Source organism: Variovorax sp. V118, from assembly GCF_041154445.1.
GTDB lineage: Bacteria > Pseudomonadota > Gammaproteobacteria > Burkholderiales > Burkholderiaceae_C > Variovorax > Variovorax boronicumulans.
Map to the genome: position 1 here is coordinate 3160709 of NZ_AP028663.1, position 26399 is coordinate 3187107.

The 26399-nt window shown below is 70.2% G+C and carries 24 protein-coding genes; 14 read left to right on the plus strand and 10 right to left on the minus strand.

Annotation, left to right across the window (positions count from 1 at the left end; genetic code table 11):
• Nucleotides 1-12: 12 nt before the first annotated feature.
• The gene (locus tag ACAM52_RS14685) at nt 13-1167 is read right to left on the minus strand and encodes a CaiB/BaiF CoA transferase family protein (protein ID WP_369647456.1); all 1155 of its coding nucleotides are present in this window, start codon (nt 1165-1167) and stop codon (nt 13-15) included.
• 144 nt (nt 1168-1311) lie between these two features.
• Between ACAM52_RS14685 and ACAM52_RS14690 the strand changes: the two genes are divergently transcribed.
• The 11 genes from ACAM52_RS14690 (at nt 1312) to ACAM52_RS14740 (ending at nt 12558) form a co-directional block, all read left to right on the plus strand.
• Nucleotides 1312-2214, plus strand: coding sequence for a LysR family transcriptional regulator (locus ACAM52_RS14690; protein WP_062475596.1), 903 nt, complete (start codon nt 1312-1314; stop codon nt 2212-2214).
• 34 nt (nt 2215-2248) lie between these two features.
• Entirely contained in the window at nt 2249-2995 is a 747-nt protein-coding gene (locus ACAM52_RS14695; RefSeq protein WP_369647457.1) for a glutamine amidotransferase, read from the plus strand.
• A gap of 99 nt (nt 2996-3094) precedes the next feature.
• Nucleotides 3095-3733: a phosphatidylcholine/phosphatidylserine synthase gene (locus ACAM52_RS14700; protein ID WP_062475593.1), complete on the plus strand. Its 639-nt coding sequence runs from the start codon at nt 3095-3097 to the stop codon at nt 3731-3733.
• Nucleotides 3734-3767: 34 nt separating this feature from the next.
• Nucleotides 3768-4349 carry a glutathione S-transferase family protein gene (locus tag ACAM52_RS14705; protein WP_369632401.1) on the plus strand — a complete coding sequence of 194 codons (582 nt, stop codon included), beginning with the start codon at nt 3768-3770 and terminating at the stop codon, nt 4347-4349.
• Between the two features lie 101 nt (nt 4350-4450).
• Nucleotides 4451-6847, plus strand: coding sequence for a penicillin acylase family protein (locus ACAM52_RS14710; RefSeq protein ID WP_369647458.1), 2397 nt, complete (start codon nt 4451-4453; stop codon nt 6845-6847).
• A 3-nt stretch (nt 6848-6850) separates the two neighbouring features.
• Nucleotides 6851-7504: a histidine phosphatase family protein gene (locus ACAM52_RS14715; RefSeq protein ID WP_144004418.1), complete on the plus strand. Its 654-nt coding sequence runs from the start codon at nt 6851-6853 to the stop codon at nt 7502-7504.
• A gap of 51 nt (nt 7505-7555) precedes the next feature.
• Complete coding sequence (locus ACAM52_RS14720; protein WP_369647459.1) at nt 7556-8518, plus strand: DnaJ C-terminal domain-containing protein; 963 nt, start codon at nt 7556-7558, stop codon at nt 8516-8518.
• A 2-nt stretch (nt 8519-8520) separates the two neighbouring features.
• Nucleotides 8521-8841: a chaperone modulator CbpM gene (locus ACAM52_RS14725; RefSeq protein ID WP_307637010.1), complete on the plus strand. Its 321-nt coding sequence runs from the start codon at nt 8521-8523 to the stop codon at nt 8839-8841.
• Between the two features lie 195 nt (nt 8842-9036).
• Nucleotides 9037-10224, plus strand: coding sequence for a serine hydrolase domain-containing protein (locus ACAM52_RS14730; RefSeq protein WP_369647460.1), 1188 nt, complete (start codon nt 9037-9039; stop codon nt 10222-10224).
• A 60-nt stretch (nt 10225-10284) separates the two neighbouring features.
• A complete protein-coding gene (locus ACAM52_RS14735; protein ID WP_369647461.1) occupies nt 10285-11304 on the plus strand; it encodes a helix-turn-helix transcriptional regulator in 1020 nt (339 codons plus the stop codon).
• Nucleotides 11305-11481: 177 nt separating this feature from the next.
• On the plus strand, nt 11482-12558 hold the full coding sequence (locus ACAM52_RS14740; protein ID WP_369647462.1) for a M48 family metalloprotease: 1077 nt from the start codon (nt 11482-11484) through the stop codon (nt 12556-12558).
• Between the two features lie 24 nt (nt 12559-12582).
• On the opposite strand, the gene ACAM52_RS14745 is transcribed toward ACAM52_RS14740, so the two are convergent.
• Entirely contained in the window at nt 12583-14322 is a 1740-nt protein-coding gene (locus ACAM52_RS14745; protein WP_369647463.1) for a dipeptidase, read from the minus strand.
• Nucleotides 14323-14370: 48 nt separating this feature from the next.
• Between ACAM52_RS14745 and ACAM52_RS14750 the strand changes: the two genes are divergently transcribed.
• Entirely contained in the window at nt 14371-14955 is a 585-nt protein-coding gene (locus tag ACAM52_RS14750; RefSeq protein WP_369647464.1) for a DNA-3-methyladenine glycosylase I, read from the plus strand.
• 91 nt (nt 14956-15046) lie between these two features.
• Here the strand turns inward: ACAM52_RS14750 and ACAM52_RS14755 are convergent, their stop codons facing one another.
• The 3 genes from ACAM52_RS14755 to metE form a co-directional block, all read right to left on the minus strand.
• Nucleotides 15047-15391 carry a hypothetical protein gene (locus ACAM52_RS14755; RefSeq protein ID WP_062481853.1) on the minus strand — a complete coding sequence of 115 codons (345 nt, stop codon included), beginning with the start codon at nt 15389-15391 and terminating at the stop codon, nt 15047-15049.
• A gap of 197 nt (nt 15392-15588) precedes the next feature.
• Nucleotides 15589-16443, minus strand: a complete 855-nt coding sequence (locus ACAM52_RS14760; RefSeq protein WP_369647465.1) for a hypothetical protein — start codon at nt 16441-16443, stop codon at nt 15589-15591.
• A 37-nt stretch (nt 16444-16480) separates the two neighbouring features.
• Entirely contained in the window at nt 16481-18817 is a 2337-nt protein-coding gene (gene metE / locus ACAM52_RS14765; protein ID WP_369647466.1) for a 5-methyltetrahydropteroyltriglutamate--homocysteine S-methyltransferase, read from the minus strand.
• A gap of 100 nt (nt 18818-18917) precedes the next feature.
• Between metE and ACAM52_RS14770 the strand changes: the two genes are divergently transcribed.
• Nucleotides 18918-19844 (plus strand): LysR family transcriptional regulator, encoded by a 927-nt coding sequence (locus tag ACAM52_RS14770; protein ID WP_139706387.1) that lies wholly within the window; start codon nt 18918-18920, stop codon nt 19842-19844.
• Between the two features lie 86 nt (nt 19845-19930).
• Nucleotides 19931-21196, plus strand: coding sequence for an MFS transporter (locus ACAM52_RS14775; protein ID WP_369647467.1), 1266 nt, complete (start codon nt 19931-19933; stop codon nt 21194-21196).
• Here ACAM52_RS14775 and mmsB read toward each other — a convergent pair.
• Genes mmsB through ACAM52_RS14800 form a run of 5 tightly spaced genes read right to left on the minus strand, consistent with a single transcriptional unit; the run spans nt 21181 to nt 26333 of the window.
• The gene (gene mmsB / locus ACAM52_RS14780; protein ID WP_070059330.1) at nt 21181-22077 is read right to left on the minus strand and encodes a 3-hydroxyisobutyrate dehydrogenase; all 897 of its coding nucleotides are present in this window, start codon (nt 22075-22077) and stop codon (nt 21181-21183) included. The genes ACAM52_RS14775 and mmsB overlap by 16 nt on opposite strands.
• 40 nt (nt 22078-22117) lie before the next feature.
• Complete coding sequence (locus ACAM52_RS14785; protein WP_369647468.1) at nt 22118-23236, minus strand: enoyl-CoA hydratase/isomerase family protein; 1119 nt, start codon at nt 23234-23236, stop codon at nt 22118-22120.
• A 27-nt stretch (nt 23237-23263) separates the two neighbouring features.
• Nucleotides 23264-24418 (minus strand): acyl-CoA dehydrogenase family protein, encoded by a 1155-nt coding sequence (locus ACAM52_RS14790; RefSeq protein WP_369647469.1) that lies wholly within the window; start codon nt 24416-24418, stop codon nt 23264-23266.
• Nucleotides 24415-24813, minus strand: a complete 399-nt coding sequence (locus tag ACAM52_RS14795) for a lysozyme inhibitor LprI family protein (RefSeq protein ID WP_070059333.1) — start codon at nt 24811-24813, stop codon at nt 24415-24417. The genes ACAM52_RS14790 and ACAM52_RS14795 overlap by 4 nt, the downstream gene beginning before the upstream one ends.
• Entirely contained in the window at nt 24810-26333 is a 1524-nt protein-coding gene (locus tag ACAM52_RS14800; protein ID WP_307636999.1) for a CoA-acylating methylmalonate-semialdehyde dehydrogenase, read from the minus strand. Before ACAM52_RS14800 ends, ACAM52_RS14795 begins: the two co-directional genes overlap by 4 nt.
• Between the last annotated feature and the right edge of the window lie 66 nt (nt 26334-26399).

The window sequence follows — 26399 nt, forward strand, 5'->3', positions numbered from 1 at the left end:
GGGTGCGGTCGCTCAGGCGCTGTCGCCGTGCGGCACCGGCGGCGCGCCGAGCGCCGCGTTGTGCTCGCCCAGCCGGGGCGCGACCGCGCGGTGCGCGGGCCGCACGCCGTCGATGGACATCGGTAGCGCCGTGAGGCGGAAGTCCTCGCCCGGCACGGGCTGCAGCATGCCGAGCGCCTCGACCTGCGGATGCGCGACGGCCTCGGGCACGGTGTGCACCGGCGCGCAAGGCACGCCGGCGGCGGTGAAGCGCGCCATCCAGTCGGCGCGGGTGCGCGCGCGCAGCAGCGGGCCGATCTCGTCGAACAACGCCGCCTTGTGCTGCAGCCGCTGGCGGTTGCTGGCAAAGCGCGCGTCGGTGGTCCAGTCCTCGCGCCCGAGTTCGTGCGCGAACTTGGCGAAGAGCCGGTCGTTGCCGCAGCAGATCAGCAGCGGCGCATCGGCGGTATCGAAAGATTCGTAAGGCACGAAGCCCGGATGGCCCGAGCGGTGGCGCTCGGGCAGCCGGCCTTCGTTGACGTAGGCGTCGGCCTTCTGGCCGGTCCAGACCAGCGCGGTCTCCAGCAGCGAGGTGCTCACCACGCCGCCCCGCCCCGTGAGGTGGCGCCGCTGCAGCAGCGCCAGCGCGCCGATCACGGCCCACATGCCGGTGCCCTGGTCGCAGACCGAGGCGCCGGTGCGCATCGGCGGATCGTCGGGCCCGCCGTTGATGCTAGACAGCCCGCTGAAGGCCTGGATCAGCGGCTCGTAGCCCGGCTGCATGCGCAGCGGCCCGGTGTGGCCGAAGGCCGAGATCTCGCAGTAGATGAGCCGCGGATGGCGCGCGCACAGCGACGGGCCGTCGATGCCCATCGACTGCGTGACGCCCGGGCGCAGGTTGTGGATGAGGATGTCGGCGCCGGCCGCGAGGGCCTCGAAGGCGGCCATGCCCTCTTCGCTCTTCAGGTCGATGGCGACCGAGCGCTTGCCGCGGTTGAAGACGTGGAAGTTGAGCGCGTCGCCGTGGCGAAACGCCGGGCCCATGTGGCGCGCGTCGTCGCCGCCTTCGACGCGCTCGAGCTTCACGACGTCGGCGCCGAGGTCGGCCAGGATCGCGCCCGCGAAGGGCCCCGCCAGCACCTGTCCGAGCTCGAGCACCCGGATGCCTTCCAGAATTTTGGTGTCCATGTCACGGGGGCGCGTGGGCCCCTTGTCTCCGTGTATCGAATGCGCCAGTCTCGGCGTCGCGCATTGATCTGTGAAGAACAATATTCCTATATCTGTGATAGCTTGGATGGATCAATCCACAGCCACTCCGAGGGAGCCGCATCCGTGCGAGTCGACATCACGCTGCAGCAGCTCGAGGCCTTCGTCGAAGTCGCGAAGACCACCAACTTCCGCGCCGCCGCGCAGGCGCTGCATGTGTCGCAGCCGGCGCTGAGCCGCACGGTGCGCATCGTCGAAGACCTGGTGGGCGCGCGCCTGTTCGACCGCGACACGCGGCACGTCGAGCTCACGCCGGCCGGGCGCGAGCTGCTGCCGATCGCGCTGCGCATCCTGGAGAACTTCAACAGCTCGTTCAGCGAGCTGTCGCAGTTCCTCGAGGGCCGCAGCGGCCACCTCACCATCGCGGCACTGCCCTCGACCGGCGTGGCGCTGCTGCCCGGCGCCATCGCCGAGTTCCGCCAGCAGCATCCGCAGGTGCAGTTCTCGCTGATCGAAGGGCCGGCCGAGGCGGTGCGCGCCGCGGTGGACGAAGGCCGCGCCGACTTCGGCCTCAGCGTGCGCCCCGGCGCGCACGAGCCCCTGCTGTACCGCCACCTGCGCGACGACCCCTTCGTGCTGCTGTGCCGGCGCGACGACCCGCTGGCCGCGCGCGCCTCGGTGTCGTGGTCGGTGTTCGCGACGCGGCCCTTCATTGCGAGCAGCTTCCAGAGCAGCATCCGCCCGATCACCGACGCCGCCTTCCTGCAGCGTGGCCTGCAGGTGCAGCCCGCGCTCGAATACCCGAGCGTGGCCGTGGCGGGCGCGCTGGTCGCGGCCGGGCTGGGGCTCACCGCCCTGCCCCGGCTCGCCCTGCAGCTGTCGCAGAACGACGAGCTGGCCACCGTGCCGCTGCAGCGCCCGCTGATGTCGCGGCCCATCGGGCTGGTCACGCGCGCGGGGCGCTCGCCCTCGCCCGTGGGCCGCGCCTTCATGGACCTGCTGCACCGTCGGGAATCGTCCCGGCGCTGACCGGCGCACGGTGCGCTGCGGCATGATCGACGCCATGCACAGCACGCCCCCGTATCCCCTGGTCATCGTCAAGGTCGGTGACACCCATGACGCGCTGCGCGAAGGCCGCGGCGACTTCGAGCACTGGATCGCCGACGGCCTCGGCACGCAGACCCTGCCCCTGGTGGTGGTCGACCCGCGCCGCGGCGACACGCTGCCCGCACCCGGCCAGGTCGCGGGCGTGATCGTCACCGGCTCGCACGCGATGGTGTCGCACCGCGAACCCTGGAGCGAAACCACCGCCGCCTGGCTCGCCGAACTGGTCGCGCGCGACACGCCCGTGCTCGGCATCTGCTACGGCCACCAGCTGCTGGCGCACGCGCTCGGCGGCGAGGCCGGGCACCACCCGCAAGGCCCGGAGGTCGGCACGGTCACCGTCACGCTCGAGGCGGCCGCCGCCGGCGACGCGCTGCTGGGCGACCTGCCCGCGCAGTTCCCGGCGCAGGCGATCCACTGGCAGAGCGCGCTGCGCCTGCCCGAAGGCGCGGTGAAGCTGGCCCACAGCGCGCACGAGCCGGTGCACGCCTTCCGCGTGGGCGCGCAGGCCTGGGGCCTGCAGTTCCATCCCGAGTTCGACGCCGAGACCATGGGCGGCTACATCGAACTGCTGGCCCGCGACCTCGCCGCGGACGGGCTCGACGCCGCGGCGCTGCGCGAAGGCGTGCGCCCCACCGACGCGGCGGCGGGGCTGCTCGGGCGCTTCGCGCGGATCGTCGAGGCCAAGGCGCAGCCAGCCGGCTGAGGGTGCCGACGGGGCGCCGACGGGGCGTCGGCGCGCGACTACAAAAAGCGGGCCCCGCTTGGGTTAAGGTGCGGTTCCTTTCGCAGCTTTCCCCGCCTCATGACCACGCCTTCGTCCCCGCCGGCCCGCAAGCACTTCTCGATGATCCGCGGCTTTCACCTGGCCGATGTGTTCACGCTCGGCAACGCGGCCTGCGGCGTCGGGGCGGTGTTCTTCGCGATGGCCTTCATGCGCAGCCAGTCGCTCGCGCACTTCTACTGGGCCGCGGCGCTCGCCCCGGCCGCCTTCATCTTCGACGTGCTCGACGGCCGCATCGCGCGCTGGCGCCAGACCCAGTCGGCGCTCGGGCGCGAACTCGACTCGCTGGCCGACGTGATCTCCTTCGGTGTGCTGCCCGCCGCGCTCGGCTTCGCGGCCGGCCTGGACGGCGGCTGGGACTGCGCGGTGCTGATCTATTTCGTGGGCTGCGGCGTGAGCCGGCTCGCGCGCTACAACGTGACGGCCGAGGCGCTCTCGGCCGGCGCCGACAAGGTGAAGTACTTCGAAGGCACCCCGATCCCGACCAGCGTGGTGCTGGTGGGCGTGCTGGCCTACGCGGCCTCGAAGGGCGCCCTCGGCGCCAACGTGTGGGGTGGCGCCTGGACGCTCGGCCCCTGGCAGCTGCACCCGCTGGTGCTGCTGTTCGCGCTCTCGGGCACGCTGATGATCAGCAAGACCCTGCGCATCCCCAAGTTCTGACCGCAGCTCTGCCCCACTCACCAAGGAGACCCGCATGACGATGAAGCTGTATTTCGACCCGCGCAGCCGTGCGCAGGTCGCCAAGTGGATGCTCGACGAGGCCGAGGTCGACTACGAGATCGTGCCCACCCTCATCCGGGAGGGCGCCCACAAGCGCCCCGAGTTCCTGAAGATCAACCCCGCCGGCAAGCTGCCCGCGCTGGTCGACGGCCGCACCCGCATCTTCGAGAACGCGGCCATCTGCATGTACATCGCCGAGAAGTACCCCGGCAAGCGCCTGGCACCTGCCGTGGGCACGCCCGAGCGCGGGCGCTACCTGTCGCTCATGGTCTATTCGACCGCGCAGCTGGAGCCCTCGATGGGCGACAGCCTGCTGAAGATCAAGAGCAACAACAGCGCGCGCGGCTGGACCGATTTCGAGCAGGCCAAGGACGCCGTCGAACGCGAACTCGGCGACGGTCCCTACCTGTTCGGCGCCCAGTTCACGGCCGCCGACGTGATGATCGGCTCGATGCTCATCTGGCACCGCGCCTTCGGCGGGCGCACCAACCGGCCCAAGCTCGATGCCTACATCCACCGGTTGCAGGCGCGGCCCAAGGGCATGAAGTTCGGCTGAGGTAAGTGGCAAGGCGTGCCGCGCTGGCGACAGTGCGCGGCGGAGGTTCATCCTCTAATCGGTCCCTCTTTTTCGACCCTTTTCTCCACCACGCCCGCCCCATGACTTCGAACACCTCGCGCTCCCGGTTCTCGTTGACGGCCCTCTCCCTGGGCCTGGTCGCCCTGCTCGGCGCCTGTGCCAGCACGCCGCCGCCCGGCAGCCGCAGCGTGAGCATCGAGCGCACCACCTTCGGCATCGCGCACATCACGGCGCCCGACTACGAAGGCCTGGCCTACGGCACCGCCTACGCGCATGCGCAGGACAACGTCTGCCAGACCGCCGAGCACCTGCTGACGCTGCGCGGCGACCGCGCGCAGTTCCTCGGGGCGCAGAACACCGGCGACTTCGGCCTGGGCCGCATGCCCAACGCGCAGATCGACCTGTTCGTGCGCTACCACATGGACGACGCGGCGCTGGCCCGCGCGGCGGCCACCACCAACGACGAGGTGAAGGCCGCGTTGCGCGGCTACGTGGCGGGCTACAACCGCTACCTGCAGGATGCGGGCCCCAATGGCCTGCCCGAGGCCTGCCGCGGCAAGCCCTGGGTGCGCCCGATGACGGCCGCCGACCTGGCGCGCGCCACCGAGCAATCGATGATCCAGGGCGGCCTGGGCGCGCTGGCCGGCGCCGTGCTGGCCGCCGTGCCGCCGGCCCCGGGCGCCAAGACCGGCGCGGCGCCGGTCGCGCTCGAGCAGGCGGTGGCCGAAATCGGCCGCCACAGCTTCAACGCCAACCCCGAAGGCGGCGAGCTGGGCTCCAACGGCTGGGCCTTCGGGCGCAACGCCACGCCCGACGGCAAGGGCCTGCTGCTGGGCAACCCGCACTTCCCCTGGAACGGCACCAACCGCTTCTGGCAGATGCACCTGACCATCCCCGGCCAGCTCGACGTGATGGGCGCCACCGGCGGCCTGAGCCCGGTGGTGTCGATCGGCTTCAACAAGGACGTGGCCTGGACCCACACCGTGTCGACCGGCAAGCGCTTCACGCTGTACGAACTCAAGCTCGACCCCAATGACCCGACCGTGTACTGGGTCGACGGCCAGCCGAAGAAGATGGTCGCGCGCACCGTCGCACTGCCGGCCGCCGCCACGGCCGGTGGAGCGCCCGTGCAGCACACCTTCTACGCCACCGACTGGGGCCCCGTGGTCTCGCTGCCGCGCGCCGGCCTGGGCTGGACCGCGCAGAAGGCCTATGCGATCCGCGACGCCAACACGCTCAACGTGCGCTCCGCCGAAAGCTGGATGAAGATGGGCCGGGCGCGCAACGTCGCCGAGCTGCGCGCCGCCATGGGCAACCAGGGCATCCCGTGGATCAACACCCTGGCGGCCGACCGCGAAGGCAACGCGATGTACGCCGACCTGTCGGTGGTGCCTGACGTGTCGGCCGAGATGCTCAAGGCCTGCGCGCCCTCGCCGGCCGCCGCCGCGCTGCTCAACGCGGCCGGCCTGCCCGTGCTCGACGGCTCGCGCAGCGCCTGCGCCTGGCACCGCGATAGCAGCGCCGCCGCGCCCGGCATCATCGCGCCGGCCCGCATGCCCGTCGTCGTCACGCCCGACTGGGTGCAGAACAGCAACGACAGCTTCTGGCTCAGCAACCCGCGCGTGCCGCCGATGGCCGGCGTGTCGCCACTGGTCGGCCCCGTCGGCGTGCCGCAGCGGCTGCGCACGCGCAGCGGCATCATGGAAATCGAAGGCCGCCTCGCGGGCACCGACGGCCTGCCGGGCAACCGCATGGGCGCGGCCGAGCTGCGCAGCGTGATCTTCCGCGACAGGAACCTCGCCGGCATGCTGGTGATGGACGACCTGAAGGCCGCGTGCACCGCCACTGGCGCCGCGCTGAGCACCGACCAGGCCCTGGGCTGCCGCGTGCTTTCCGCCTGGGACCGCACCAGCAACGCCGAGTCGAAGGGCGCGGCGCTGTTCCGCGAGTTCTGGCGCAAGGCCAAGGACCTGCCGAAGGTCTGGCGCGTGCCCTTCGACCCGGCGCAGCCCGTGACCACGCCCACCGGCCTGGACATGGCCACGCCCGCCACGCGCGAGGCGGTGTTCAAGGCGCTGGGCGACGCGGTCGGCACCGTGCGCACCGCCGGCTTCGCGGCCGACGTGGCGCTGGGCGTGCCGCAGTCGCGCACCGTGCGCGGCCAGAAGATCGCGCTGCCCGGCGGCGACGAATTCGAAGGCGTGCTCAACAAGCTCGAATCGCAGGGCCAGCCACTGATCGACCCGAAGGGCTACGCCATCAACTACGGCAGCAGCTACATGCAGGTCGTGACCTTCGACGCGCGCGGCCCCGTGGCGCAAGGCCTGCTCACCTACGGCCAGAGCAGCGACCCGGCCTCGCCGCGCGCCTACGACCAGCTGCCGCTGTTCGCGGCCAAGCAGTGGCATCCGCTGCCCTTCCACCCGGCCGACGTGCAGGCGCAGCGCGAAGGCAAGCCGCTGCAGCTGGCGTACTGAACCATGTCCTCGAGCACCGTTCCTTTTCCCGCCCACGCCGCCACGGGCATCGACCTGCTGAACCGCCTGGCCGCCGAGCAGCCGCTCGCCCCGGCCTGCGATCACTTCTACTTCCTGCGCCACGGCCAGACCGGGCGCAATGCGCTGCGCGTCTTCCAGGCGCCCGACGAGCCCCTGAGCGCGCTCGGCGAGCAGCAGGCGGTGCAGGCGGCCGAGCTGCTGGCCGGCGAGCCGATCGGCGCCATCGTGTGCAGCGACGCGCGCCGCGCCTTCGACACCGCCCACACCGTGGCGCGCGCGCTGGGCCTCGTGCCCAGCGCGCACGAGAACCTGCGCGAGCGCAACTTCGGCGCGCTCATCGGCACCTCGTCGGCGAACATCGACTGGGCCTGCGAGCCCGAGGGCGGCGAGACGCTGGCGCAGTTCGTCGACCGCAAGCGCCAGGCGCTGGCTGCCGCACTCGCCGCGCAGCCCGCGCCGGTGCTGGTGGTGGCGCACGGCGGCACGCTCTATGCGCTGGCCGCGCTGCTGGGCGTGGCGGTCGATGCGAGCATCTTCGGCAACGCGCAACCCTTGCGCTTCACACGTGCCGGCCCCACATGGGCCGTGACGCCGCTGCAACAGCGGCAAGCCGACGGCGGAGCAGCCCTGGCCTGACCTGGCTCCCGGTTGATCTGTACGCCGTCCTGAAAGGAATCACCACCCACCATGGAATTCAAGGACTACTACAGCGCACTGGGCGTCGAACGTACCGCGTCCGACGACGAGGTGCGCAAGGCCTACCGCAAGCTCGCCCGCAAGTACCACCCCGACGTCAGCAAGGAGCCCGACGCCGAGCAGCGCATGCGCGACATCAACGAGGCCAAGGACGTGCTCGGCGACAAGGACAAGCGCGCCGCCTACGACGCGCTGGCCGACCGTGTCGCGCGCGGCGGCCGCCCCGACGGCAGCTTCGAGCCGCCGCCCGGCTGGGACACCGGCTACGAGTTTCACCGCGGCCCGCGCCAGGGCCCGGCCGACCACGCCGACTTCAGCGAATTCTTCTCCTCGATGTTCGGCGACGCCGAGCGGCGCGGTGCCACGCGCCAGAACTACCGCGCGCGCGGCGAAGACCACCATGCGGCCATCGAGATCACGCTCGAAGACGCGCTGAACGGCGCCGAGCGCGAGCTCACGCTGCGTGCCCAGGCGCTCGACGCGCAGGGCCACCCGCAGTGGGAGAACCGCACGCTCGCCGTGAAGATCCCGCCCGGCGTGCACCCCGGCCAGTTCATCCGCCTCGCGGGCCAGGGCATGCCCGGCCACGGCGGCGAGCCGGCCGGCGACCTGTACCTCGAGGTGCGCATCGCGCCGCACAAGCTGTACCGCGTGGAAGAACGCGACCTGTACATGACGCTGCCCGTCACCCCCGCCGAGGCCGCGCTGGGCGCGCAGGTGCAGGTGCCCACGCCCACCGGCGGCGTGGTCGAGGTCACCGTGCCGCCCAACGCGCGCGGCGGCATGAAGCTGCGCCTCAAGGGCCGCGGCTTCGCGGGCAAGACGCCCGGCGACCTGTACCTGCTGCTCGAGATCGCGCTGCCGCCCGCCGACAGCGAGGCCGCGCGCAACGCCTACGCGCAACTCGCGCAGGCGACCTCCTCGTTCAACCCCCGCCAGCACCTGGGAGTCTGAGCATGGCGAACTTTTCTTCCGTGACCACCACCACGGCCATCGGCGTCTCGCACCCGCTGGCCGCGAACGAACTGGCGCACGCCTGCGGCGCCGACACCGCCTGGGTCGTGCAGCTGGTCGAAGTGGGCATCGTGCAGGTCAGCACGACCGACGCACCGCCCGAACGCTGGGAGTTTTCCAGCACCGACCTGCAGCACGCCCTCGAAGCGCGCCGCCTCGAACGCGACTTCGGCGTGAACCTGGACGCCGCCGCGCTGATCCTCGACCTGCAGCACGAGGTGCGGCGACTGAAGGCGGTGCTGCAGGCGCACGGCGTGGGCTGAATCACGCCACGCGCGCGTCGCGGGTCGCGCGCGTGCAATGACTGCCAGATCCGCACAGCCACCCGCCATTTGCGAACAGGATCGGTGAGCCCGCGGCCCTAGATTGCCGCTGCCTGCGGAATTTCGCATGGCAGGCCGGCGCGCAGGCAACCCTTCACACACCGCCCGGCCTCCTCACACAGGAGACAAGAAGGCATGACCTCGCACAGGCTGAAGACCGCGCTCGACGCAACGCTGCACCAGACCGTTCACCGCCACGGCGGCGCCCCCGGCGTCGTCGCGATGGCGACCGACTGCACGGGCAATTTCTACGAAGGCGCCGCCGGCACGCGCGAACTCGGGCTCGACCGGCCGATGGCCACCGACAGCGTGTTCGCCATCTTCTCGACCACCAAGGCGATCACGGGCACCTGCGTGATGCAGCTGATCGAAGAAGGCAAGATTTCGCTCACCGACCCGGCCGGCGCCTACGTGCCCGAGCTCGACGAACTGCAGGTGCTCGACGGCTTCGACGCCGACGGCCGGCCGCGCACGCGCGCGCCGCGCCGACGCATCACGGTCAACGACCTGATGCTGCACACCTCGGGCCTGGGCTACGAGTTCTTCAGCGAAGACGACCTGAAGTACCGCGCCGCACTGAACATTCCCACGGTGGTGTCGGGCAGCTTCGAATCGATCCGCACCGTGCTGCTGCACGAGCCGGGCGCCGCCTGGACCTACGGCGCCAACATCGACTGGCTGGGCCGCATCGTCGAGCAGCAGCGCGGCAAGCGCCTGGGCGAGGTGATGAAGGAGCGCGTCTTCGAGCCGCTGGGCATGCAGGACATCGGCTTCGGCATGTCCGACTCGATGAAGGCGCGCCGCGTGACCATCCACGACCGCGCCGCCGATGGCCGGCTCACGCCGCTGCCCGAGCTGGTGCTGCCCGAGCCGCCGCCGATGGACATGGGCGGCCACGGCCTGTATGCCACCGTGGGCGAGTACATGAAGTTCATCCGCATGGTGCTGAACGACGGCGCCGGGCCGCACGGGCGCGTGCTGAAGGCCGACACGGTGCAGCGCATGGCGCAGGACGGCCTGGCCGCCATGGACCTGTCGGTGGGCGGCTGGCGCACGTCGGTGCCCGCGCTGAGCAACACGGGCGAGTTCCTGCCCGGCACCGACAAGGGCTGGGCCTACACCTTCATGACCAACCGCGAGCGCGCGCCCACGGGCCGCCCTGCGAATTCGCTGATGTGGGCGGGCCTGGCCAACAGCTTCTTCTGGATCGACCGCGAGAGCGGCCTCGGCGGCTACTGGGCGACGCAGATCCTGCCCTTCCAGGACTGCGCGAGCTACCCGGGCTTCGTGGCTTTCGAGACCGCGGTTTACCATCACCGTTGAGCCGCTGAGCGGTGCGCGCCCCGGGGCGCGCACCTTCTTCCTTCTGAACCGAGGTGCGCGATGGATGCGATCCGCAACGTGCTGGTCACCGACGCCCGCGGGCAGCCGAGCGAGCGCCACCGCCTTGTGGCCTCGCACGACTGGGACGACATCCGGCGCTGGTCGGACCGCATCTACATGCCCTACCGCGTCACGCCCATCGGGCGGGCGCGCACGCCCGACTCGGTGCTGGACGCCACGCGCATCGGGCACTTCACGCTGAGCCGTTTCCACTACGGCATTCCGGTGAACATCAAGGACTTCTCGCCCGACAGCGGCGTCGGTATGGTGCTGACGACCGTGCGCGGCGCGGGCCGCCACTGGTCCGAAGCCAATGCCTATGCCGACACCGGCGTGGGCGACGCCTTCGTGGTCGACACCTCGCGCACCCACTACTGGGTGGACTTCGACGCCAACCACCTGCAGGTGAACCTCAGCTTCTCGCACGATGCGCTGGCCGCGCTGCATGCGCGCTGGTTCGGCGCGGCCGCCGACGAGCGGCTGTGGACGCGCAAGTTCAAGTTCGGCGGCGCCCAGTCGAGCTGGATCGCGCTGCTGTCGTATGCCTGCCGCTGCGTCACCGAGCTGCCCGAGGCGGTCGACACCGGTCCGCTGGGGCGGCACCTCGAAGAGATGATCGGCGTGCACGTGCTGACCCAGTGGCGCGCGCAGCTGGAGCACCCGGCCGAGGCCGTGCAGCACCGCATGGCGCCACGGCATGTGCTGGCGGCCGAACGCCACATCCGCGAGCACGCCCAGCACGCGCCCACGCTCGGCGAACTGGCGAGCGTGGCGGGTGTCAGCGTGCGCACGCTGAACAGCGCCTTTCGCGAATACCGCCAGGCCACGCCGATGCGCGCGCTGCGCGAGCAGCGCCTGCAGGGCGTGCGCGCCGAACTGCTGATGGCCGACGCGGGCGCGACGGTGCGTTCGGTGGCGCAGGCATGGGGCTACGCCAACTTCGGCCTGTTCGCCGCGGCCTACCAGCAGCGCTTCGGCGAGCTGCCCTCGGCCACGCTGCGCGCGCGCAAGACCGGCTGAGCCTTCATCTGATCTTCAGCTTGGGGCGGGCTTGCGCTCCCACAATTCCAGCGGGCGGGACACCTCGCCTTGCCTGGGAATTCCGGTCGCCATCGCTGCCGGGAAATCCCCCTCTCCATGGATTCAGGTATCGCGTTCGGGCCTGGATGCGACCGATGCCGAGCACCTCTTGAGCGAATGAACAACCCTCGCCCGTCCTTCTTCCCGGCCTGCGCGTCGATCGCGGCCACCTTTGTCCTCACGGCCTGCGCCGCCTCCATCCGGCCGGCCAGCGACGACCCCGACGTCGTGCAGGAACAATCCCTGCAGCAGTCGCTGTCGCTGAACCACCGCATGACGCTGCAGCGCCGGCTCGACGATGTGGCGATCCCGCTCCTGGAGCACAGCGCGCCGTTCTGCGGCGGCGACGTGCGGGCCAGCCTGGGCGCGCACATCGCCAGCCTGTGGAGCTTCGAGAAGGAAGAACGCGCGGCGGCGAAGCAGACCCTGCACCTGGACGACCGGCTGAGCGTGCTGTGGACGCTCGACAGGAAGCAGGCGCCGGCCACGCCGCTGCGCGCCGGGGACGTGCTGCTGTCCGTCGGCGGCAAGCCGCTGCCCGCTGGCGAGAAAGGGATCGATCGGCTCAACGACGTGCTGATCGACGCGGCACGCGCCAAGCCCGCCCGGCGCGGAGGCTGGCTGGAGGCCGTGGTGCAGCGCGAGGGCCAGTCGACGGCGCTGCGCCTGCCGTACACCACGGCGTGCAACTACACCGCCGTCACGCGCATGAAGAACGAGGTCCATGCGGAGAACGACGGGCACGAGATCCTCGTCAACTCGGCGCTGATGCGCTTCTTTCCCGACAACCGCGACCTCGCGATCGTGCTGGGGCACGAGCTGGCCAACGGCGTGCTGTCGCATGGCGGAAAGACGCGCGCGGTGGGCATCGCGGCCGGCATCGTGGATGGCGCGCTGGGCGGCACCGGGCTGGCGCAAGAGGCGCTGTCGTCGCCCTTCTCGCAGCAGTTCGACGCCGAGGCCGACTACCTCGGTCTCTACATGGTGGCCGCGGCGGGCTACGACATCGACGGCGCCGAACGGATCTGGCGCGAGCTCGGGGTGCACACGGCCGGGGCGAAAAAGAAGAGCTTCATGAGCGCCCCGCCGAGCTCCGCCAAACGCTTCGTCGCGATGCGGCGCACCATCGCCGAGATCCAGGCCAAGACGAAGAACGGGGCACCGCTCGTGCCCCTGGCGACATCGAAGTCCTGACGCGCCGCCCCCCGGCGCGGGCCGCTACTGCATCTGCTGCAGGTTGCCGATGCGCACCAGCATCTCGGTGAACATCTGCATGTCGGCGTCGAGGTCGGGCACTTCCTTGTATTCCTTGGCGTTGTGCGCCGTGTACTTCTTGCCGGGCATCGCGGGGCCGAAGTTGATGGCGTTGGGCATCAGCTTGGCCGTGGTGCTGCCGGCGGTGGGCACGGGCTTGGCTTCGAGGCCGGTGGTGTCGCCGAAGATGTTGAGCAGGGTCGAGAGCCACGCGCCCTTCGGGTCGCGCGCCATCCAGTTGCCCTGGTCGTAGGCCAGCTCGAGCTTCACCTGGCTGGACGTGGCCCAGCCATTGACCTTGGCCGCCACCTGCCCCTTCAGCTCGTCGGGCGTGCGGCCGCGCGGCATGCGCACGTTGGCCGTCACCTCGAGGCGGCCGTCGGCGCCCATGCGCACCAGCGTGGGCGACATCGTGAGCGGGCCCATGAAGTCGTCCTGGTAGCCCAGCCCCATCTTCTCGCCGAGGTAGCCGGTGCCGTAGAGCGCGTCGATGTACTGCACGGCGCGCAGATACGGGTTGGCGGCCAGCGGCACGCCGGACTCCTTCAGGAACAGCGCCAGGCGCGGCACGGGGTTCACGCCCTCTTCGGGCCGCGAGCCGTGGGCCGAGGTGCCCGTGACCTTCAGCTCGACGGCCTCTGCGCCGCGCGCGATGTCGATCGCGAACTTGCCGCCCTGGCTTTCGTACTTGCGCACGAAGGCGGCCTTGGCGGCCTCGAGCTTCGCGGCCACGGCCGCGAGGTCGCCGCCCTTGAGCGTGGCGGTCGCGGTCTGCGGAATGGCGTTGGCCGAGGCGGCGCCGCTCATCGCGGTGATGGCGGTCGCGGCGGGGTCGGCCGCTTCCGCGGGGAAGAACACCTTGAGCGCGCCCGAGCCCTTCTCGGCCACGACCGCGGGGTACTTGCTGTCGAGCACGATGTTGTAGGCCGGCAGCGGCGTCTTGTCGCGGTAGTACTGCATCGCGTCGCCGCCGGTTTCCTCGGTGGTCTCGATCATCAGGCGCACGCCGCGCTCCACCGGCAGGCCGCTGTCCTTCACGGCCTTCATGGCGTAGAGCACGGCGGCGATGGAGCCCTTGTCGTCGATGGTGCCGCGCCCGTAGAGGAAATCGCCCACGCGCGTCATCGCGAAGGGATCCAGGCGCGTGCCGTCGTCGAGTACCCATTCGGACAGCACGGCCGGCACCACGTCGGCGTGCGTGAGGATGCCGAACTCCTCGCTGCCGCGGCCCTTCAGGCTCACTTCGAAGATGCGGCCGTCGACGTTGCGGTAGCCGAGCCCGAAGTCCTTCGCCATCTTCTCGACCAGCTGGCCGAACGCGACCATCGGCGGGCTCTCGTGCGGCGGCACCTGCACGTTGCGCACGGTGGGCAGCGCCACCATGGTGCCGATGCTGGCGATCACGGCCTGCTGGTTCTGCAGCCGGTTGTACAGGCCGAGCAGGCGCGCGATGTTGACGAGGTCGTCGCCCGCCAGCGCCTTGCCGCCGGTGTAGGCCGCCACGCTGGCCTGCAGCGCGGGCTGGGCCTGCGCGGCCTGGGCCAGGAAGGCCTTGAAATCGGGCGCCGTGCGGCCGCCCTTCCAGGCGGTGGCGAGCTGGTCGAGCGCGGGCTTCTTGAGGGTCTCGGCACCGGCCGGGACAGCGACGGCGAGCGCCATGAGGGCCAGCGAAAGCGCCGACAATGAAAAACGAGACTGCTGCATCAGGGTCACCCCCTCATTTCGAAAACATTCCCCGACGATAGCCGAGCCATGCCTCACGACGACAGCCAATCTTCGCCCCCGCGATGCGCCTGGGCCCGCACCGATCCGCTGCTGGCCAGCTACCACGACGCCGAATGGGGCGTGCCCGAACGCGACAGCCGCGCGCTGTGGGAAAAGCTGATGCTCGACGGCTTCCAGGCTGGCCTGTCGTGGCTCACCATCCTGCGCAAGCGCGACGCCTTTCGCGCGGCCTTCGAGGGCTTCGTGCCCGAGACCGTGGCGCGCTTCACGCCGGCCGATGTCGAACGCCTCATGCAAAACGCGGGCATCGTGCGCTCGCGCGCCAAGATCGAGGCCGCCATCGGCAACGCCAAGGCCTACCTGGCCATGCAGGCGGCGGGCGAAGACTTTTCCGAGTTCGTCTGGGGCCTGGCGGGCGGCCAGCCGGTCGTCAACACCACGGGCACGGTGCCCACGCAGACGCCGCTGTCCGAAGCGATGTCGAAGGCGCTGAAGCAGCGCGGCTTCAAGTTCGTCGGGCCGGTGATCGTCTATGCCTGGATGCAGGCCACGGGCATCGTCGACGACCACGCGCCCGACTGCCATTGCCATCGCGACCACCGCCGCGCCTGAACAGGCATGAAAAAACCGGACGGTGCTGTCGCACGGTCCGGTCTTTTCGGGTGGTGGTCTTGCTAACCGAGGCGGCTTGCGCCGCTGTCGATCACAGGCCAGCCTGGCGCGTGAAGCTGCGTGCCTGCGAGGGGATCACGCTGCCGGCGAAGGATTCGCGGCGCAGGTTCTGGCCGGGAGCGTGGGCAGCTGCCACGGCTTCGGCGCGGACCGAGGCGCGGTCCACCGACGAGGCCAGCACGGGGGCCACGCTGGCCGACACGGCGTCGCTGTATTCGTTGCCGGCACGGGCGGCGGCCACGGCTTGCGGTGCCACGTCGGCACGGCTGTAGCCGGAGGTCACGGCGTGAACGCCTTCGTAGGTCTCTGCGTGGGCGGCGCCAGCGGCGGCGAGCAGGGAGAGAGCGGCGGCGGCGAGGATGTTCGAGGTCTTCATTTCAATTCCTTCTTGATCGGGCTTTGGATGCCCTGAAGTGTGCGCCAAATTCCCAGGGTAAACCCCAGTCAATCTGAATCGCAGTGTTCACGGAATTGAAACAATCACGGGGAACTTTCCGACATGCGGGGTTCGCGTGAAACTTTTTCGTACAAACGCCCCCGAGTTTGCAAACTTTGGCGCGCTTTCGTCAAGCCTCAGGGCCGCCCCCAGCTGCGCACCAGCGTGCGGATCGCGACCGCGCCGCTGCCCTTGACCTCGGCGCGGTAGCTGCCCAGCAGCGCCTCGCGCTCGGCGGCGGCCTGCGGTTCGTTGCGCCAGGCCAGCAAGGCGGCCACGTCGGCGTCGGGCAGCGCCAGCAGCAGCGCTTGCGTGACCAGCTTTTCGAACTCGCGCGCCACGGTCATCAGGTTGCGCGGGCGCGGCGAGGTGACGCCGCGCGACCAGAGCGAGTCGAGCGCGGTGTCGAGCGTGCGGTCGGGCAGCGAACTGAACTGCCCGGCATTCCCGCGCGCCAGCTGCTTGACCACCGCGCTCATGAGCAGCTGGCTCGAGAAATCGATCTCGCGCGCCTCGGCCACCGTCATGCGCGACAGCAGTTCGACGCGCGCCGGGTCGGCCGGCCGCGCGTGCTGTTGATGGAAGAAGGTCACCTTGCCGGGCTCGTCCATCGCGGCGTAGTCGGCGCGCAGCTTCGCCAGGCGTGCCACGGCCTCCAGCACCGGAGGCGTCGGCGGAGCGGCGCCCTGCCCGGCCGCCGCCACGTCCTGACGGATCGCGGCCACCGAGGCGTTCACGTCGAAGGCGCGGCCGGCCGCCACGTCGAGCGACTGCAGGGCCTTGTCGGCGATGGCCAGGTCGGGCGGTTCCAGCAGCTCGCGCGCACCGCGCGACACGGCGCCGGGGCCGTAGGCGTTCTGGTAGCGCGCCTGCACGCCCTCGAACTGGAGCAAGGCCTGCGCGCGGTCCTGCGTCCACCCCGTCAAGGGGGCAAGGAGCAACGACAGCAACAAGAGGCAACGGGACGACGACAGGCGGGACAGCAAGGACATCCCGCATTATTGGCACGCCGCGATCCCGCGCCCTTCATCAGGCCTGCGCCAGCTCCTCGCGCAGCAGCTTCGCGGCCGCCACCATGTTCGACAGCGCCGCCTCGGTCTCGGGCCAGCCGCGGGTCTTGAGGCCGCAGTCGGGGTTGATCCAGAGGTTCTCGCCCGGCACCACCTGCGCGGCCTTGCGCATGAGGCGCACGATCTCGTCGACCGAGGGCACGCGCGGCGAGTGGATGTCGTACACGCCGGGGCCGATCTCGTTCGGGTAGCGAAAGCCGCCCTCGCCGCCGAAGCCGCGCAGCAGCTCCATGTCCGAGCGGCTGGTCTCGATGGTGATCACGTCGGCGTCCATCGCGGCGATCTCCGGCAGGATGTCGTTGAACTCCGAATAGCACATGTGCGTGTGGATCTGCGTCTGGTCGCGCACGCCCGAGGCGCTGATCCGGAAGGCGCGCGTGGCCGCTTTCAGGTAGGCCGGCCAGCCCGCGCGGCGCAGCGGCAGGCCTTCGCGGATGGCCGGCTCGTCGATCTGGATGATGCCGATGCCCGCGCCCTCGAGGTCGTTCACCTCGTCGCGGATCGCCCAGGCGATCTGCTCGCAGGTGGTGGCGCGCGGCTGGTCGTCGCGCACGAAGGACCACTGCAGGATGGTCACGGGGCCGGTCAGCATGCCCTTCATCGGCAGCGTCGTGAGGCTCTGCGCATAGGCGGTCCACTCGACCGTCATCGCGGCCGGACGCGCCACGTCGCCGAAGATCACCGGCGGCTTCACGCAGCGCGAGCCGTACGACTGCACCCAGCCGTTGGCCGTGAAGGCAAAGCCGTCGAGCTGCTCGCCGAAGTACTCGACCATGTCGTTGCGCTCGGCCTCGCCATGCACCAGCACGTCGATGCCGAGTTCTTCCTGCTTGCGCACGGCGAGCGCGATCTCGGCGCGCATCTTCTCGCGGTAGCCGGCGACATCGAGCTCGCCGCGCTTGAAGGCGGCGCGGGCCGCGCGGATCTCGGCGGTCTGCGGGAACGAGCCGATGGTGGTGGTCGGCAGCGCGGGCAATGCGAAGCGCGTGCGCTGCAGCTGCTGGCGCTGCGGGAAAGCGGACACGCGGCGGTCGTCGCCGGCCACGCTGCGCGCCAGGCGCAACGCCACGTCGGCGCGGTGCACGCGCGGGCTGGCGCGGCGCGCGGCCACGGCGGCACGGGCGGCCGTGAGTTCGGCGGCCACCGAGGCTTCGTGGCCTTCGACGGCGGCGCGCAGCACGCGCAACTCGTCGAGTTTCTCGATGGCGAAGGCGAGCCACGATTTCAGTTCGGTGTCGAGCTTCGTCTCGGCCGCGAGGCTGAACGGCACGTGCAGCAGCGAGCACGACGGCGCGATCCACAGCTCGCCCTGGTGCTTCTCGGCCACGGGCCTGAGCTTGCCCAGCGCCACGTCGACGTCGGTACGCCAGATGTTGCGGCCGTCGACCACGCCGACCGACAGCACCTTGTGCGCCGGCAGCCAGTCGGCCACGCCGGTCAGCTCCTGCGGCGCGCGCACGGCATCGACGTGCAGGCCGGCCACGGGCAGCTGGCAGGCCAGGCGCAGGTTCTCGGACAGCGGCGAGAAGTAGCTCGCCAGCAGCAGCTTCGGCGCATTGCGCGCAATCTGCCAGTACACGCGTTCGAAGGCATTGCGCCAGGCCTCGGGCAGGTCGAGGCCCAGGATCGGCTCGTCGATCTGCACCCACTCCACGCCTTGCTGCTTGAGCCGGCCGAGCACCTGCTCGTACACGGGCAGCAGCGATTCGAGCAGCGAGAAGCGGTCGAAGCCGGCTGCCTTTTCCTTGCCCAGGTACAGGAAGCTCAGCGGCCCCAGCAGCACGGCCTTGACCGCGTGACCGGCCTGCTGCGCCTGCGCGACCTCGTCGAACAGGCGCGTGGACGCGAGCCTGAACTGCGTGGCCGCATCGAACTCGGGCACGAGGTAGTGGTAGTTGGTGTCGAACCACTTGGTCATCTCGAGCGCGAAGGTGCCTTCGGCGCCGTGGGTGCAGCTGTCGTCGTGCACGTGGCCCGCCTCGTCTTCCACGCCGCGTGCCATCTTGAAGTAGCGCGACAGCTCGGGCTCGTCGCCGCTGAAGCCGAAGCGCGCCGGCTCGCAGCCCAGCAGCTGGATGTGGTTGGCCACGTGGTCGTAGAAGGCGAAGTCGCCCACGGTCACGAAGTCGAGCCCCGCGTCGCGCTGTGCCTGCCAGTGGCGCGCGCGCAGCGCCTCGCCGACGGCTTCGAGCGCGGCGTGGCCGGTTTCGCCGCGCCAGTGCTTCTCGAGGGCGAACTTGAGTTCCCGGTGGGCGCCCATGCGCGGAAAGCCGAGGATGTGGGTACGGGTGGTCATTGCAGGTAATCCGGTCGCTGGTCTTGGAAACCGGTGATGGTCGGCGTTTGGCGCATATGATTCAAACGAAACCTTTTGCCCGTTCGCTTGAATCATTTTCATGATGCAGTCCATCCTCGAGATCCGCCACCTGCGCACGCTGGCCGCGTTGCGCGACACCGGTAGCCTGGTGCGCGCGGCGCAGCTGCTCAACCTCACGCAGTCGGCGCTGTCGCACCAGATCAAGCTGCTCGAAGAGCGCTACGGCGCGCAGCTGTTCGAACGCAAGTCGGTGCCGCCGCAGTTCAGCACCACGGGCCTGCGGCTGCTGCAGCTGGCCGACACCGCGCTGCCGCTCGTCGAAGAGGCCGAGCGCGACGTGGCGCGGCTCGCGCTGGGGCGCAGCGGGCAGCTGCGCATCGTGGTCGAGTGCCACACCTGCTTCGACTGGCTGATGCCCGCCATGGACGCCTTTCGCCAGCGCTGGCCCGAGATCGAGCTCGACATCGTCTCGGGCTTCCACCCCGACCCGATCGCGCTGGTGATGCAGAACCGCGCCGAGGTGGCGATCGTCTCCGAGCAGGACCCCGATGAAACGGTCGACTACCACGCGCTGTTCCGCTTCGAGATCGTGGCGCTGCTGGCCAACGACCATGCGCTGACGGCCAAGGCGCACCTCACGGCCCGGCACTTCGCCGACCAGACGCTCATCACCTACCCCGTGCCCGACGAGATGCTCGACATCGTGCGCCAGGTGCTGGCGCCCGCCGGCGTCGAGCCCGCGCACCGGCGCACGACCGAGCTCACGGTGGCGATGCTGCAGCTGGTGGCCAGCGGGCGCGGCGTGGCCACGCTGCCGCTGTGGGCGGTGCAGAATTACCTCGACCGCGGCTACGTCACGGCGCGCCGCGTGGGCGCCCGGGGCCTGACGGGGCGGCTGTACATGGCCTGCACGCAGGCGACGTCGGCGCGGCCCTGGCTGGACGACTTCGTGCGCGTCACGCGCGAGAGCTGCTTCAAGAGCCTGCCGGGGATCGAATTGCTGTGAACCCGAGGGAGAGAGGATCACGTCCGAATCCGGCCAGTGCGTGGTGGTGCATGGCCTGAAGATCGACCACCACCACGGACCGCCCCATGACCCCTCCGAAGACACTCGACTCCCCTGCCATTCCACGCCCCCGCTTCTTTCACGGCTGGCTCGTGGTCGCCGGCGCCTTCGCCGTCATGTTCGTGGGCTTCGGCTGCGCCTACACCTTCAGTGCCTTCCTCGATGCGCTGCAGCGCGACTTCGGCGCCTCGCGCGGCGAGGTGTCGCTGGTGTTCTCGCTCGCGGGCTTCCTGTACTTCGGGCTCGGCGTGTTCAGCGGCCCGCTGGCCGACCGCTGGGGCGCGCGGCGGCTGGCGGTCGCGGGCATGGTGCTGGTCGGCCTCGGGCTGGTGCTCGCGGGGCAGGCGCGCAGCCTGACGCAGATCTTCTGGGCCTACGGGCTCGGTGTCGGCCTTGGCGTGGGTGCTTCGTACGTGCCGGTGCTGGGCGCGGTGCAGCGCTGGTTCGTGCGCCAGCGCGGCTTCGCCTCGGGGCTCGCTGTGAGCGGCATCGGCGTGGGCACGCTGGCCATGCCGCCGCTGGCCTCGTGGCTCATCGACACGCTGGGCTGGCGCGACGCCTACCTGACGCTCGGCGTGCTCGCGGCCGTGGTGGGCGTGGGCATGGCGCTCCTGGTCGAGAACGACCCGCGCGCACGCGGCCTCGGGCCTGATGGCGATCCGCCGCAGGCGCAGGCCGCCACCGCGCTGCCGCCCGGCGCCTCGGTGCGCGAGGCCGTGGGCTCCGGCCGTTTCGCGGGGCTGTACGCGGCCTGCCTGATCAGCTCGTTCGGTTTGTTCGTGCCCTTCGTGCACCTGGTGCCCTACGCGCTCGACCACGGCGTGGCCGCGTCGTCGGCGGTGCTGCTGCTCGGCGCGATCGGCGTCGGCAGCACGGCGGGCCGCTTCTTCCTGGGCGGGCTGGCCGACCGCATGGGCCGGGACCATGCGCTGCCGCTGATGTCGGCGGGCATGGCGCTGTCGCTGGTGGTGTGGGCCGTGTCGGGCGGGTTCTGGGGGCTGGCCCTGTTCGCCTTCGCCTACGGCGTGTTCTACGGCGGCTTCGTGGCGCTGCTGCCCGCGCTGGTGATGGACTGGTTCGGCGGGCGCCACATCGGCGCGATCATCGGCATCCTGTACACCAGCGTGGCCATCGGCACGCTGATCGGGCCGAGCGCCGCCGGTTTCGCCTTCGACCTCACGCGCAGCTACCTGCTGCCGATCCTCGTGGCGATCGGCGCCAACCTCGTGGCGGCCGGCCTGCTGCTCGCGATGGCGCGGCGCGGCCGGCGCGCCGTTCAGCCGGCTTTCTGAACCAGCTTCAGCACGCTCGAGAAATCGAGCGCGCCATGGCCCGCGAGGCTGTGCGCCGCGTACAGGCTGCGCGCCAGGCCGCCCAGCGGCGTGGCCGCGCGCACGGCGGTGGCGTTTTCCTGCGCCAGGCCCAGGTCCTTGAGCATCAGGTCGGTGCCGAAGCCGCCGGCGTAGTTCTTCGAGGCCGGTGCCGCTTCCATCACGCCGGGCACGGGGTTGTACTTCTCGAGCGCCCAGTTGCCACCCGAGCTGCGGCGCATGATTTCCGACAGCACCTTCGGGTCGAGCCCGTTGGCCACGCCCAGCGCGAGTGCTTCCGAGGTGCCGATCATCAAGATGCCGAGCAGCATGTTGTTGCAGATCTTGGCGGTCTGGCCCGCACCGGCCGCGCCGGCGTGGAAGATGTTGGCGCCCATCTTCTCGAGCACCGGGCGCGCGCGCTCCAGGTCCTTGGTGTCGCCGCCGACCATGAAGGTCAGCGTGCCGGCAATGGCGCCGCCGGTGCCGCCCGACACGGGCGCATCGATCATCGCGACGCCCTTGGCGGCGGCGGCCTCGGCCACCTTGCGCGAGGTGGCGGCGGCGATGGTGCTGCTGTCGATCACGAGCGTGCCGGCCTGGATGCTGTCGAGCAGGCCGGGCTTGCCGGCGCCGCCGAGGAACAGGCCCTCGACGTGCGCGCTGGCGGGCAGCATGCTGATCACCACCTCGGCGCCGGCCACGGTCTCGGCCGCCGACTTCGCGATCGGCAGGCCTTCGGCAGCGAACTTCTTGCAGGCTTCGGCCGAGAGGTCGAAGGCGCTGAGCGTGTGGCCTGCCTTGTGCAGGTTCAGGGCCATCGGGCCGCCCATGTTGCCCAGGCCGATGAATGCGATCTTCATGTGTCTTGTCTCCGTTGTTCTGTGCAGGGAATGGGGCCGGTCAGGTCAGCGACGCGAGTTCCGCCGGCATCTCGCCGCGCGGACGCAGGTGGTCGTCGACGAAGGCCGGCGTGATCTCTTCGAGCGTGGCGGGGTTCCAGCGCGGGTTGCGGTCCTTGTCGACCAGCACGGCGCGGATGCCTTCGGCGAAATCCTTGTTCGCGCAGAAGCCCAGCGAGGCCCAGTACTCGAGGCGGAACACCTCGGCCAGTGACATGCGCGGCACGCGCTGCCAGAGCTCGAAGCTCAGCGCGATGGAGCTCGGCGCGCCCTTGGTGAAGGTCTTCGACGCAGTCTGCAGCCAGGCGTCGTCGCTTTGCACGTCGCGCAAGCGCTTGGCGATGTCGAGCAGGTCGTCGCCGGCCATCAGCGCGTTGATGGTGTCGTAGTGCTCGCGCACCTTCGACGCGGGCATTGCGGTGCCCTCGCCCGCCTGGGCCAGGATGCGCGACAGCGTGGCGCGGTCCGCCTTGGCGTCGCCGCCGGCCCACTGCGTGGACGCGATGGCCTCGATCACCGCACCCTTGCGCTCGTGCGGCACCAGCACGTCGGCGAGGCCACAGAAGATGGTGTCGTGCGCGTTGATGTTGGCGGCCGTGAGCGCCAGGAACAGGCCCGTGCGGCCCGGCGTGCGACGCAGGAACCAGCTGCCGCCCACGTCGGGGTACAGGCCGATGTTGATCTCGGGCATGGCGATGCGGCTTTGCAGCGTCATCACGCGGTGCGAGGCGCCCGCCAGCAGGCCCACGCCGCCGCCCATCACGATGCCGTGGCCCCAGCACAGGAAGGGCTTGGGGAAGGTGTGGATCAGGTGGTCGAGCTCGTACTCCTCGCGGAAGAAGTCTTCGGCGTAGGTGTTGCGTTCGGGGCCGCAGTCGAGCAGCGTCTGGTACAGCTGGCGCAGGTCGCCGCCGGCGCAGAAGGCCTTCTCGCCCGCCGCGTCGAGCAGCACGCCGACGATGCCGGCGTCGGCCGCCCATTCGCGCAGCTTGGGCGTGAGCAGGCGCACCATGTCCACGGACAGCGCGTTGAGCGAAGCCGGCGCATTGAGCGTGGCCACGGCAAAACGCTGGCCGCCGGCGGTCTTGATTTCGTTGAAGAGAACTACGTTGTCGGTCATTGTTTTCAGGTCCTGGGTGCGGCGGGGTCAGCGGATGTCGCTGTCGCCTTCCAGCAATTTTCGCGCAACGATGACGCGCATGATTTCGTTGGTGCCTTCGAGGATCTGGTGCACGCGCGTGTCGCGCACCAGGCGCTCGAGCGGGAACTCGCTGAGGTAGCCGTAGCCGCCGTGCAGTTGCAGCGCGTCGTTGCAGACATTGAAGCCCGCATCGGTCGCGAAGCGCTTGGCCATCGCGCAATAGGTGCTCGCATCCACATGGCCCGCGTCGAGCTTGCTGGCGGCCAGCCGCACCATCTGCCGCGCGGCCACCAGCTCGGTCGCCATGTCGGCCAGCTTGAACTGCAGCGCCTGGAAGCTCGCGATCGGCTTGCCGAACTGCTGGCGCTCGTGCAGGTAGCGGCGCGCCGCGTCGAGCGCGCCCTGCGCCGCGCCCACCGAGCAGGTCGCGATGTTGATGCGCCCGCCATCGAGGCCCTTCATGGCGATGCGAAAGCCCTCGCCTTCCTTGCCCAGCAGGTTCTGCGCCGGCACGCGCACGTTGTCGAAGTTGATGGTGCGCGTGGGCTGGCTGTTCCAGCCCATCTTGTGCTCCTTCTTGCCGTAGCTCACGCCGGGCGCATCGGCCGGCACCGCGAAGGCCGAAATGCCGCTGGCGCCCGCGCCGCCCGTGCGCGCCATGAGCACCAGCACGTCAGTGGAGCCGGCGCCCGAGATGAAGGCCTTGCCGCCGTTGATGACGTACTCGGCCCCCTGCAGTTCGGCGCGCGTCTTCAGCGACCCCGCGTCGGAGCCCGCGCCCGGCTCGGTCAGGCAGTACGACGCCAGCTTGCGCCCGCTCGTGAGGTCTTCGCCCCACTGCTGCGCCACCGCGTCGGTGGCCCAGGTGCCGAGCATCCACGTCGCCATGTTGTGGATCGTGATGAAGGCCGTGGTCGAGGGGTCGACCGCGGCCATTTCCTCGAACACCAGCGCCGAGTCGAGCCGCGGCAGGCCCAGGCCGCCGATACGCTCGGGCGCGTACAGGCCGCAAAAGCCCAGCTCGCCGGCCTTGGCGATGGCCTCGCGCGGAAAGACAGCCTCGGCGTCCCACTGCGCGGCGTGCGGTGCGAACTCGGCCTGCGCGAAATCGCGCGCGGTCTGTGCAAAGGCGTTCTGTTCTTCGGACAGTTCGAAATTCATGGTTGACGACCCTTCCAGAGGTCCAGTTCGGCGGTGCGTTTGCGGGTCGATTTTTCCAGGCACGCGTTGAACACCAGCGGCCAGATCGAGCCGCCTTCGTTCGCCTTCGCGGCCCGCTTGCACCCGGGGTCGCGGCCCTTGAGCCAGGTCCGCTGTTCGGTGCGCAGCGCGACGCGCATCTGCGGCGAGAGCGTCTTCATCACCTCGCCGTAGCGGATGTTGAGCTCGGCGTCGGCCGCGCGGAAATCGCGCAGCGCGCAGTCGTTCATCTGCTGCTGGTTGCCGTTGGGGTTGCAGTCGACCGGCTCGTCGGAGCCGGCCGCCTGCGCCCCGCCGGCCAGCAGGGCAAGCGCCGCCGCGGCGGCCCAGGCTGCGACGCGAAGCCCCTGCCTCACTTGAGGCTGATGGTGGTGTTGACGCCCTGGCTCACGGTGCTGTCGTCGAACCAGCGTGCCGTCACGGTCTTGGTCTGCGTGTAGAACATGATGACCTGCTTGCCGTACGGGCCCAGGTCGCCGAGCTTGGAGGCGCGCGAACCGGTGAACGAGAACATCGGGACCGGCACCGGGATCGGCACGTTGATGCCGACCTGGCCCACGTCGATGTCTTCCTGGAAGCGGCGCGCCGCGGCGCCCGACTGCGTGAAGATCGCCGTGCCGTTGCCGTTCGGGTTGCTGTTGATCAGCTCGATGGCTTCGTCGATGGTCTCGGCGTCGGCGATGCACAGCACGGGGCCGAACACTTCCTGTTCGTAGATCGTCATGCCGGGCTTCACGCCGGTGAAGATCGTCGGGCCGACGAAGTTGCCCTTCTCGTAGCCGGGCACGGTGGGCTTGCGGCCGTCGAGCACCAGCTTGGCGCCGTCGGCTTCGCCGCGTTCGATGAGGCTGTTCACGCGGTCGTACGCTGCGCACGAAACGAGCGGGCCCACGTCCACGCCCTTTTCAGTGCCCGCGCCGATCTTCAGCGTCTTGGCCTTCTCGATGAGCTCGGGCACCCAGTTGCGCGCCTCGCCCACCAGCACCGCGACCGACACGGCCATGCAGCGCTGACCGGCTGCACCGAAGCTCGCGCCGGCCAGTGCGTTGAGCGTCTGCTCCTTGTTGGCGTCGGGCATCACGATGGCGTGGTTCTTCGCGCCCATCATGCATTGCGCACGCTTGCCGGCCAGCGTGGCGCGGTTGTAGACGTGCGTGCCGACCTTGGTCGAGCCGACGAAGCTGATCGCCTTGATGTCCTTGTGGTCGCAGATGCCGTTGACGACGGCTTCGCCGCCGTGCACCACGTTCAGCACGCCGGGCGGCACGCCGGCTTCGAGCGCCAGTTCGCACAGGCGCATCGTGACCATCGGGTCTTGTTCGGAGGGCTTGAGCACGAAGGTGTTGCCGGTGACGATGGCCATCGGGAACATCCACAGCGGGATCATGGCCGGGAAGTTGAACGGCGTGATGCCGGCGCACACGCCCAGCGGCTGCAGCAGCGTGTAGGTGTCGACGCCGTTGGCCACGTTGTTGGCCAGCTCGCCCAGTTGCAGGTTGCCGATGTTCGAGGCGTGCTCGACCACTTCGAGGCCGCGGAACACGTCGCCCTCGGCGTCCGGCAGCGTCTTGCCCTGCTCGGCCGTGAGGATCGCGGCGAGTTCACCCATGTTCTCGCGGATGAGCTGCTGCAGCTTCAGGAAGATGCGGGCGCGCGCACCGAGGGGCGTCTTGCGCCAGGTCTTGAAGGCTTCCTTGGCGGAGGCCACGGCGGCGTCGAGTTCAGCCTGGGTGGCGAAGGGCACGCGGGCCAGCACCTGCTGCGTGGCCGGGTTGACGACGTCGCGCCATTCGGTGGTCTTCGATTCGACGAACTTGCCGCCGATGAGCAGCTTGACGGTGGCGACCTGCGTCGAGGGGGTGGTGGTGGCGTCCATGGGGGTTTGTCTCCTGTGAATACGGGACCGGTTCGAACCGGTGCAGCCTGCATCCTAGCTTTGCAG

Bases quoted from the DNA above. Each gene is read 5' to 3' on its own strand.
- ACAM52_RS14685 (WP_369647456.1), bottom strand. From the start codon at position 1,167: ATGGACACCAAAATTCTGGAAGGCATCCGGGTGCTCGAGCTCGGACAG.
- ACAM52_RS14695 (WP_369647457.1), top strand. From the start codon at position 2,249: ATGCACAGCACGCCCCCGTATCCCCTGGTCATCGTCAAGGTCGGTGAC.
- ACAM52_RS14700 (WP_062475593.1), top strand. From the start codon at position 3,095: ATGACCACGCCTTCGTCCCCGCCGGCCCGCAAGCACTTCTCGATGATC.
- ACAM52_RS14705 (WP_369632401.1), top strand. From the start codon at position 3,768: ATGACGATGAAGCTGTATTTCGACCCGCGCAGCCGTGCGCAGGTCGCC.
- ACAM52_RS14710 (WP_369647458.1), top strand. From the start codon at position 4,451: ATGACTTCGAACACCTCGCGCTCCCGGTTCTCGTTGACGGCCCTCTCC.
- ACAM52_RS14715 (WP_144004418.1), top strand. From the start codon at position 6,851: ATGTCCTCGAGCACCGTTCCTTTTCCCGCCCACGCCGCCACGGGCATC.
- ACAM52_RS14720 (WP_369647459.1), top strand. From the start codon at position 7,556: ATGGAATTCAAGGACTACTACAGCGCACTGGGCGTCGAACGTACCGCG.
- ACAM52_RS14725 (WP_307637010.1), top strand. From the start codon at position 8,521: ATGGCGAACTTTTCTTCCGTGACCACCACCACGGCCATCGGCGTCTCG.
- ACAM52_RS14730 (WP_369647460.1), top strand. From the start codon at position 9,037: ATGACCTCGCACAGGCTGAAGACCGCGCTCGACGCAACGCTGCACCAG.
- ACAM52_RS14735 (WP_369647461.1), top strand. From the start codon at position 10,285: ATGGATGCGATCCGCAACGTGCTGGTCACCGACGCCCGCGGGCAGCCG.
- ACAM52_RS14740 (WP_369647462.1), top strand. From the start codon at position 11,482: ATGAACAACCCTCGCCCGTCCTTCTTCCCGGCCTGCGCGTCGATCGCG.
- ACAM52_RS14745 (WP_369647463.1), bottom strand. From the start codon at position 14,322: ATGCAGCAGTCTCGTTTTTCATTGTCGGCGCTTTCGCTGGCCCTCATG.
- ACAM52_RS14750 (WP_369647464.1), top strand. From the start codon at position 14,371: ATGCCTCACGACGACAGCCAATCTTCGCCCCCGCGATGCGCCTGGGCC.
- ACAM52_RS14755 (WP_062481853.1), bottom strand. From the start codon at position 15,391: ATGAAGACCTCGAACATCCTCGCCGCCGCCGCTCTCTCCCTGCTCGCC.
- ACAM52_RS14760 (WP_369647465.1), bottom strand. From the start codon at position 16,443: ATGTCCTTGCTGTCCCGCCTGTCGTCGTCCCGTTGCCTCTTGTTGCTG.
- metE (WP_369647466.1), bottom strand. From the start codon at position 18,817: ATGACCACCCGTACCCACATCCTCGGCTTTCCGCGCATGGGCGCCCAC.
- ACAM52_RS14770 (WP_139706387.1), top strand. From the start codon at position 18,918: ATGATGCAGTCCATCCTCGAGATCCGCCACCTGCGCACGCTGGCCGCG.
- ACAM52_RS14775 (WP_369647467.1), top strand. From the start codon at position 19,931: ATGACCCCTCCGAAGACACTCGACTCCCCTGCCATTCCACGCCCCCGC.
- mmsB (WP_070059330.1), bottom strand. From the start codon at position 22,077: ATGAAGATCGCATTCATCGGCCTGGGCAACATGGGCGGCCCGATGGCC.
- ACAM52_RS14785 (WP_369647468.1), bottom strand. From the start codon at position 23,236: ATGACCGACAACGTAGTTCTCTTCAACGAAATCAAGACCGCCGGCGGC.
- ACAM52_RS14790 (WP_369647469.1), bottom strand. From the start codon at position 24,418: ATGAATTTCGAACTGTCCGAAGAACAGAACGCCTTTGCACAGACCGCG.
- ACAM52_RS14800 (WP_307636999.1), bottom strand. From the start codon at position 26,333: ATGGACGCCACCACCACCCCCTCGACGCAGGTCGCCACCGTCAAGCTG.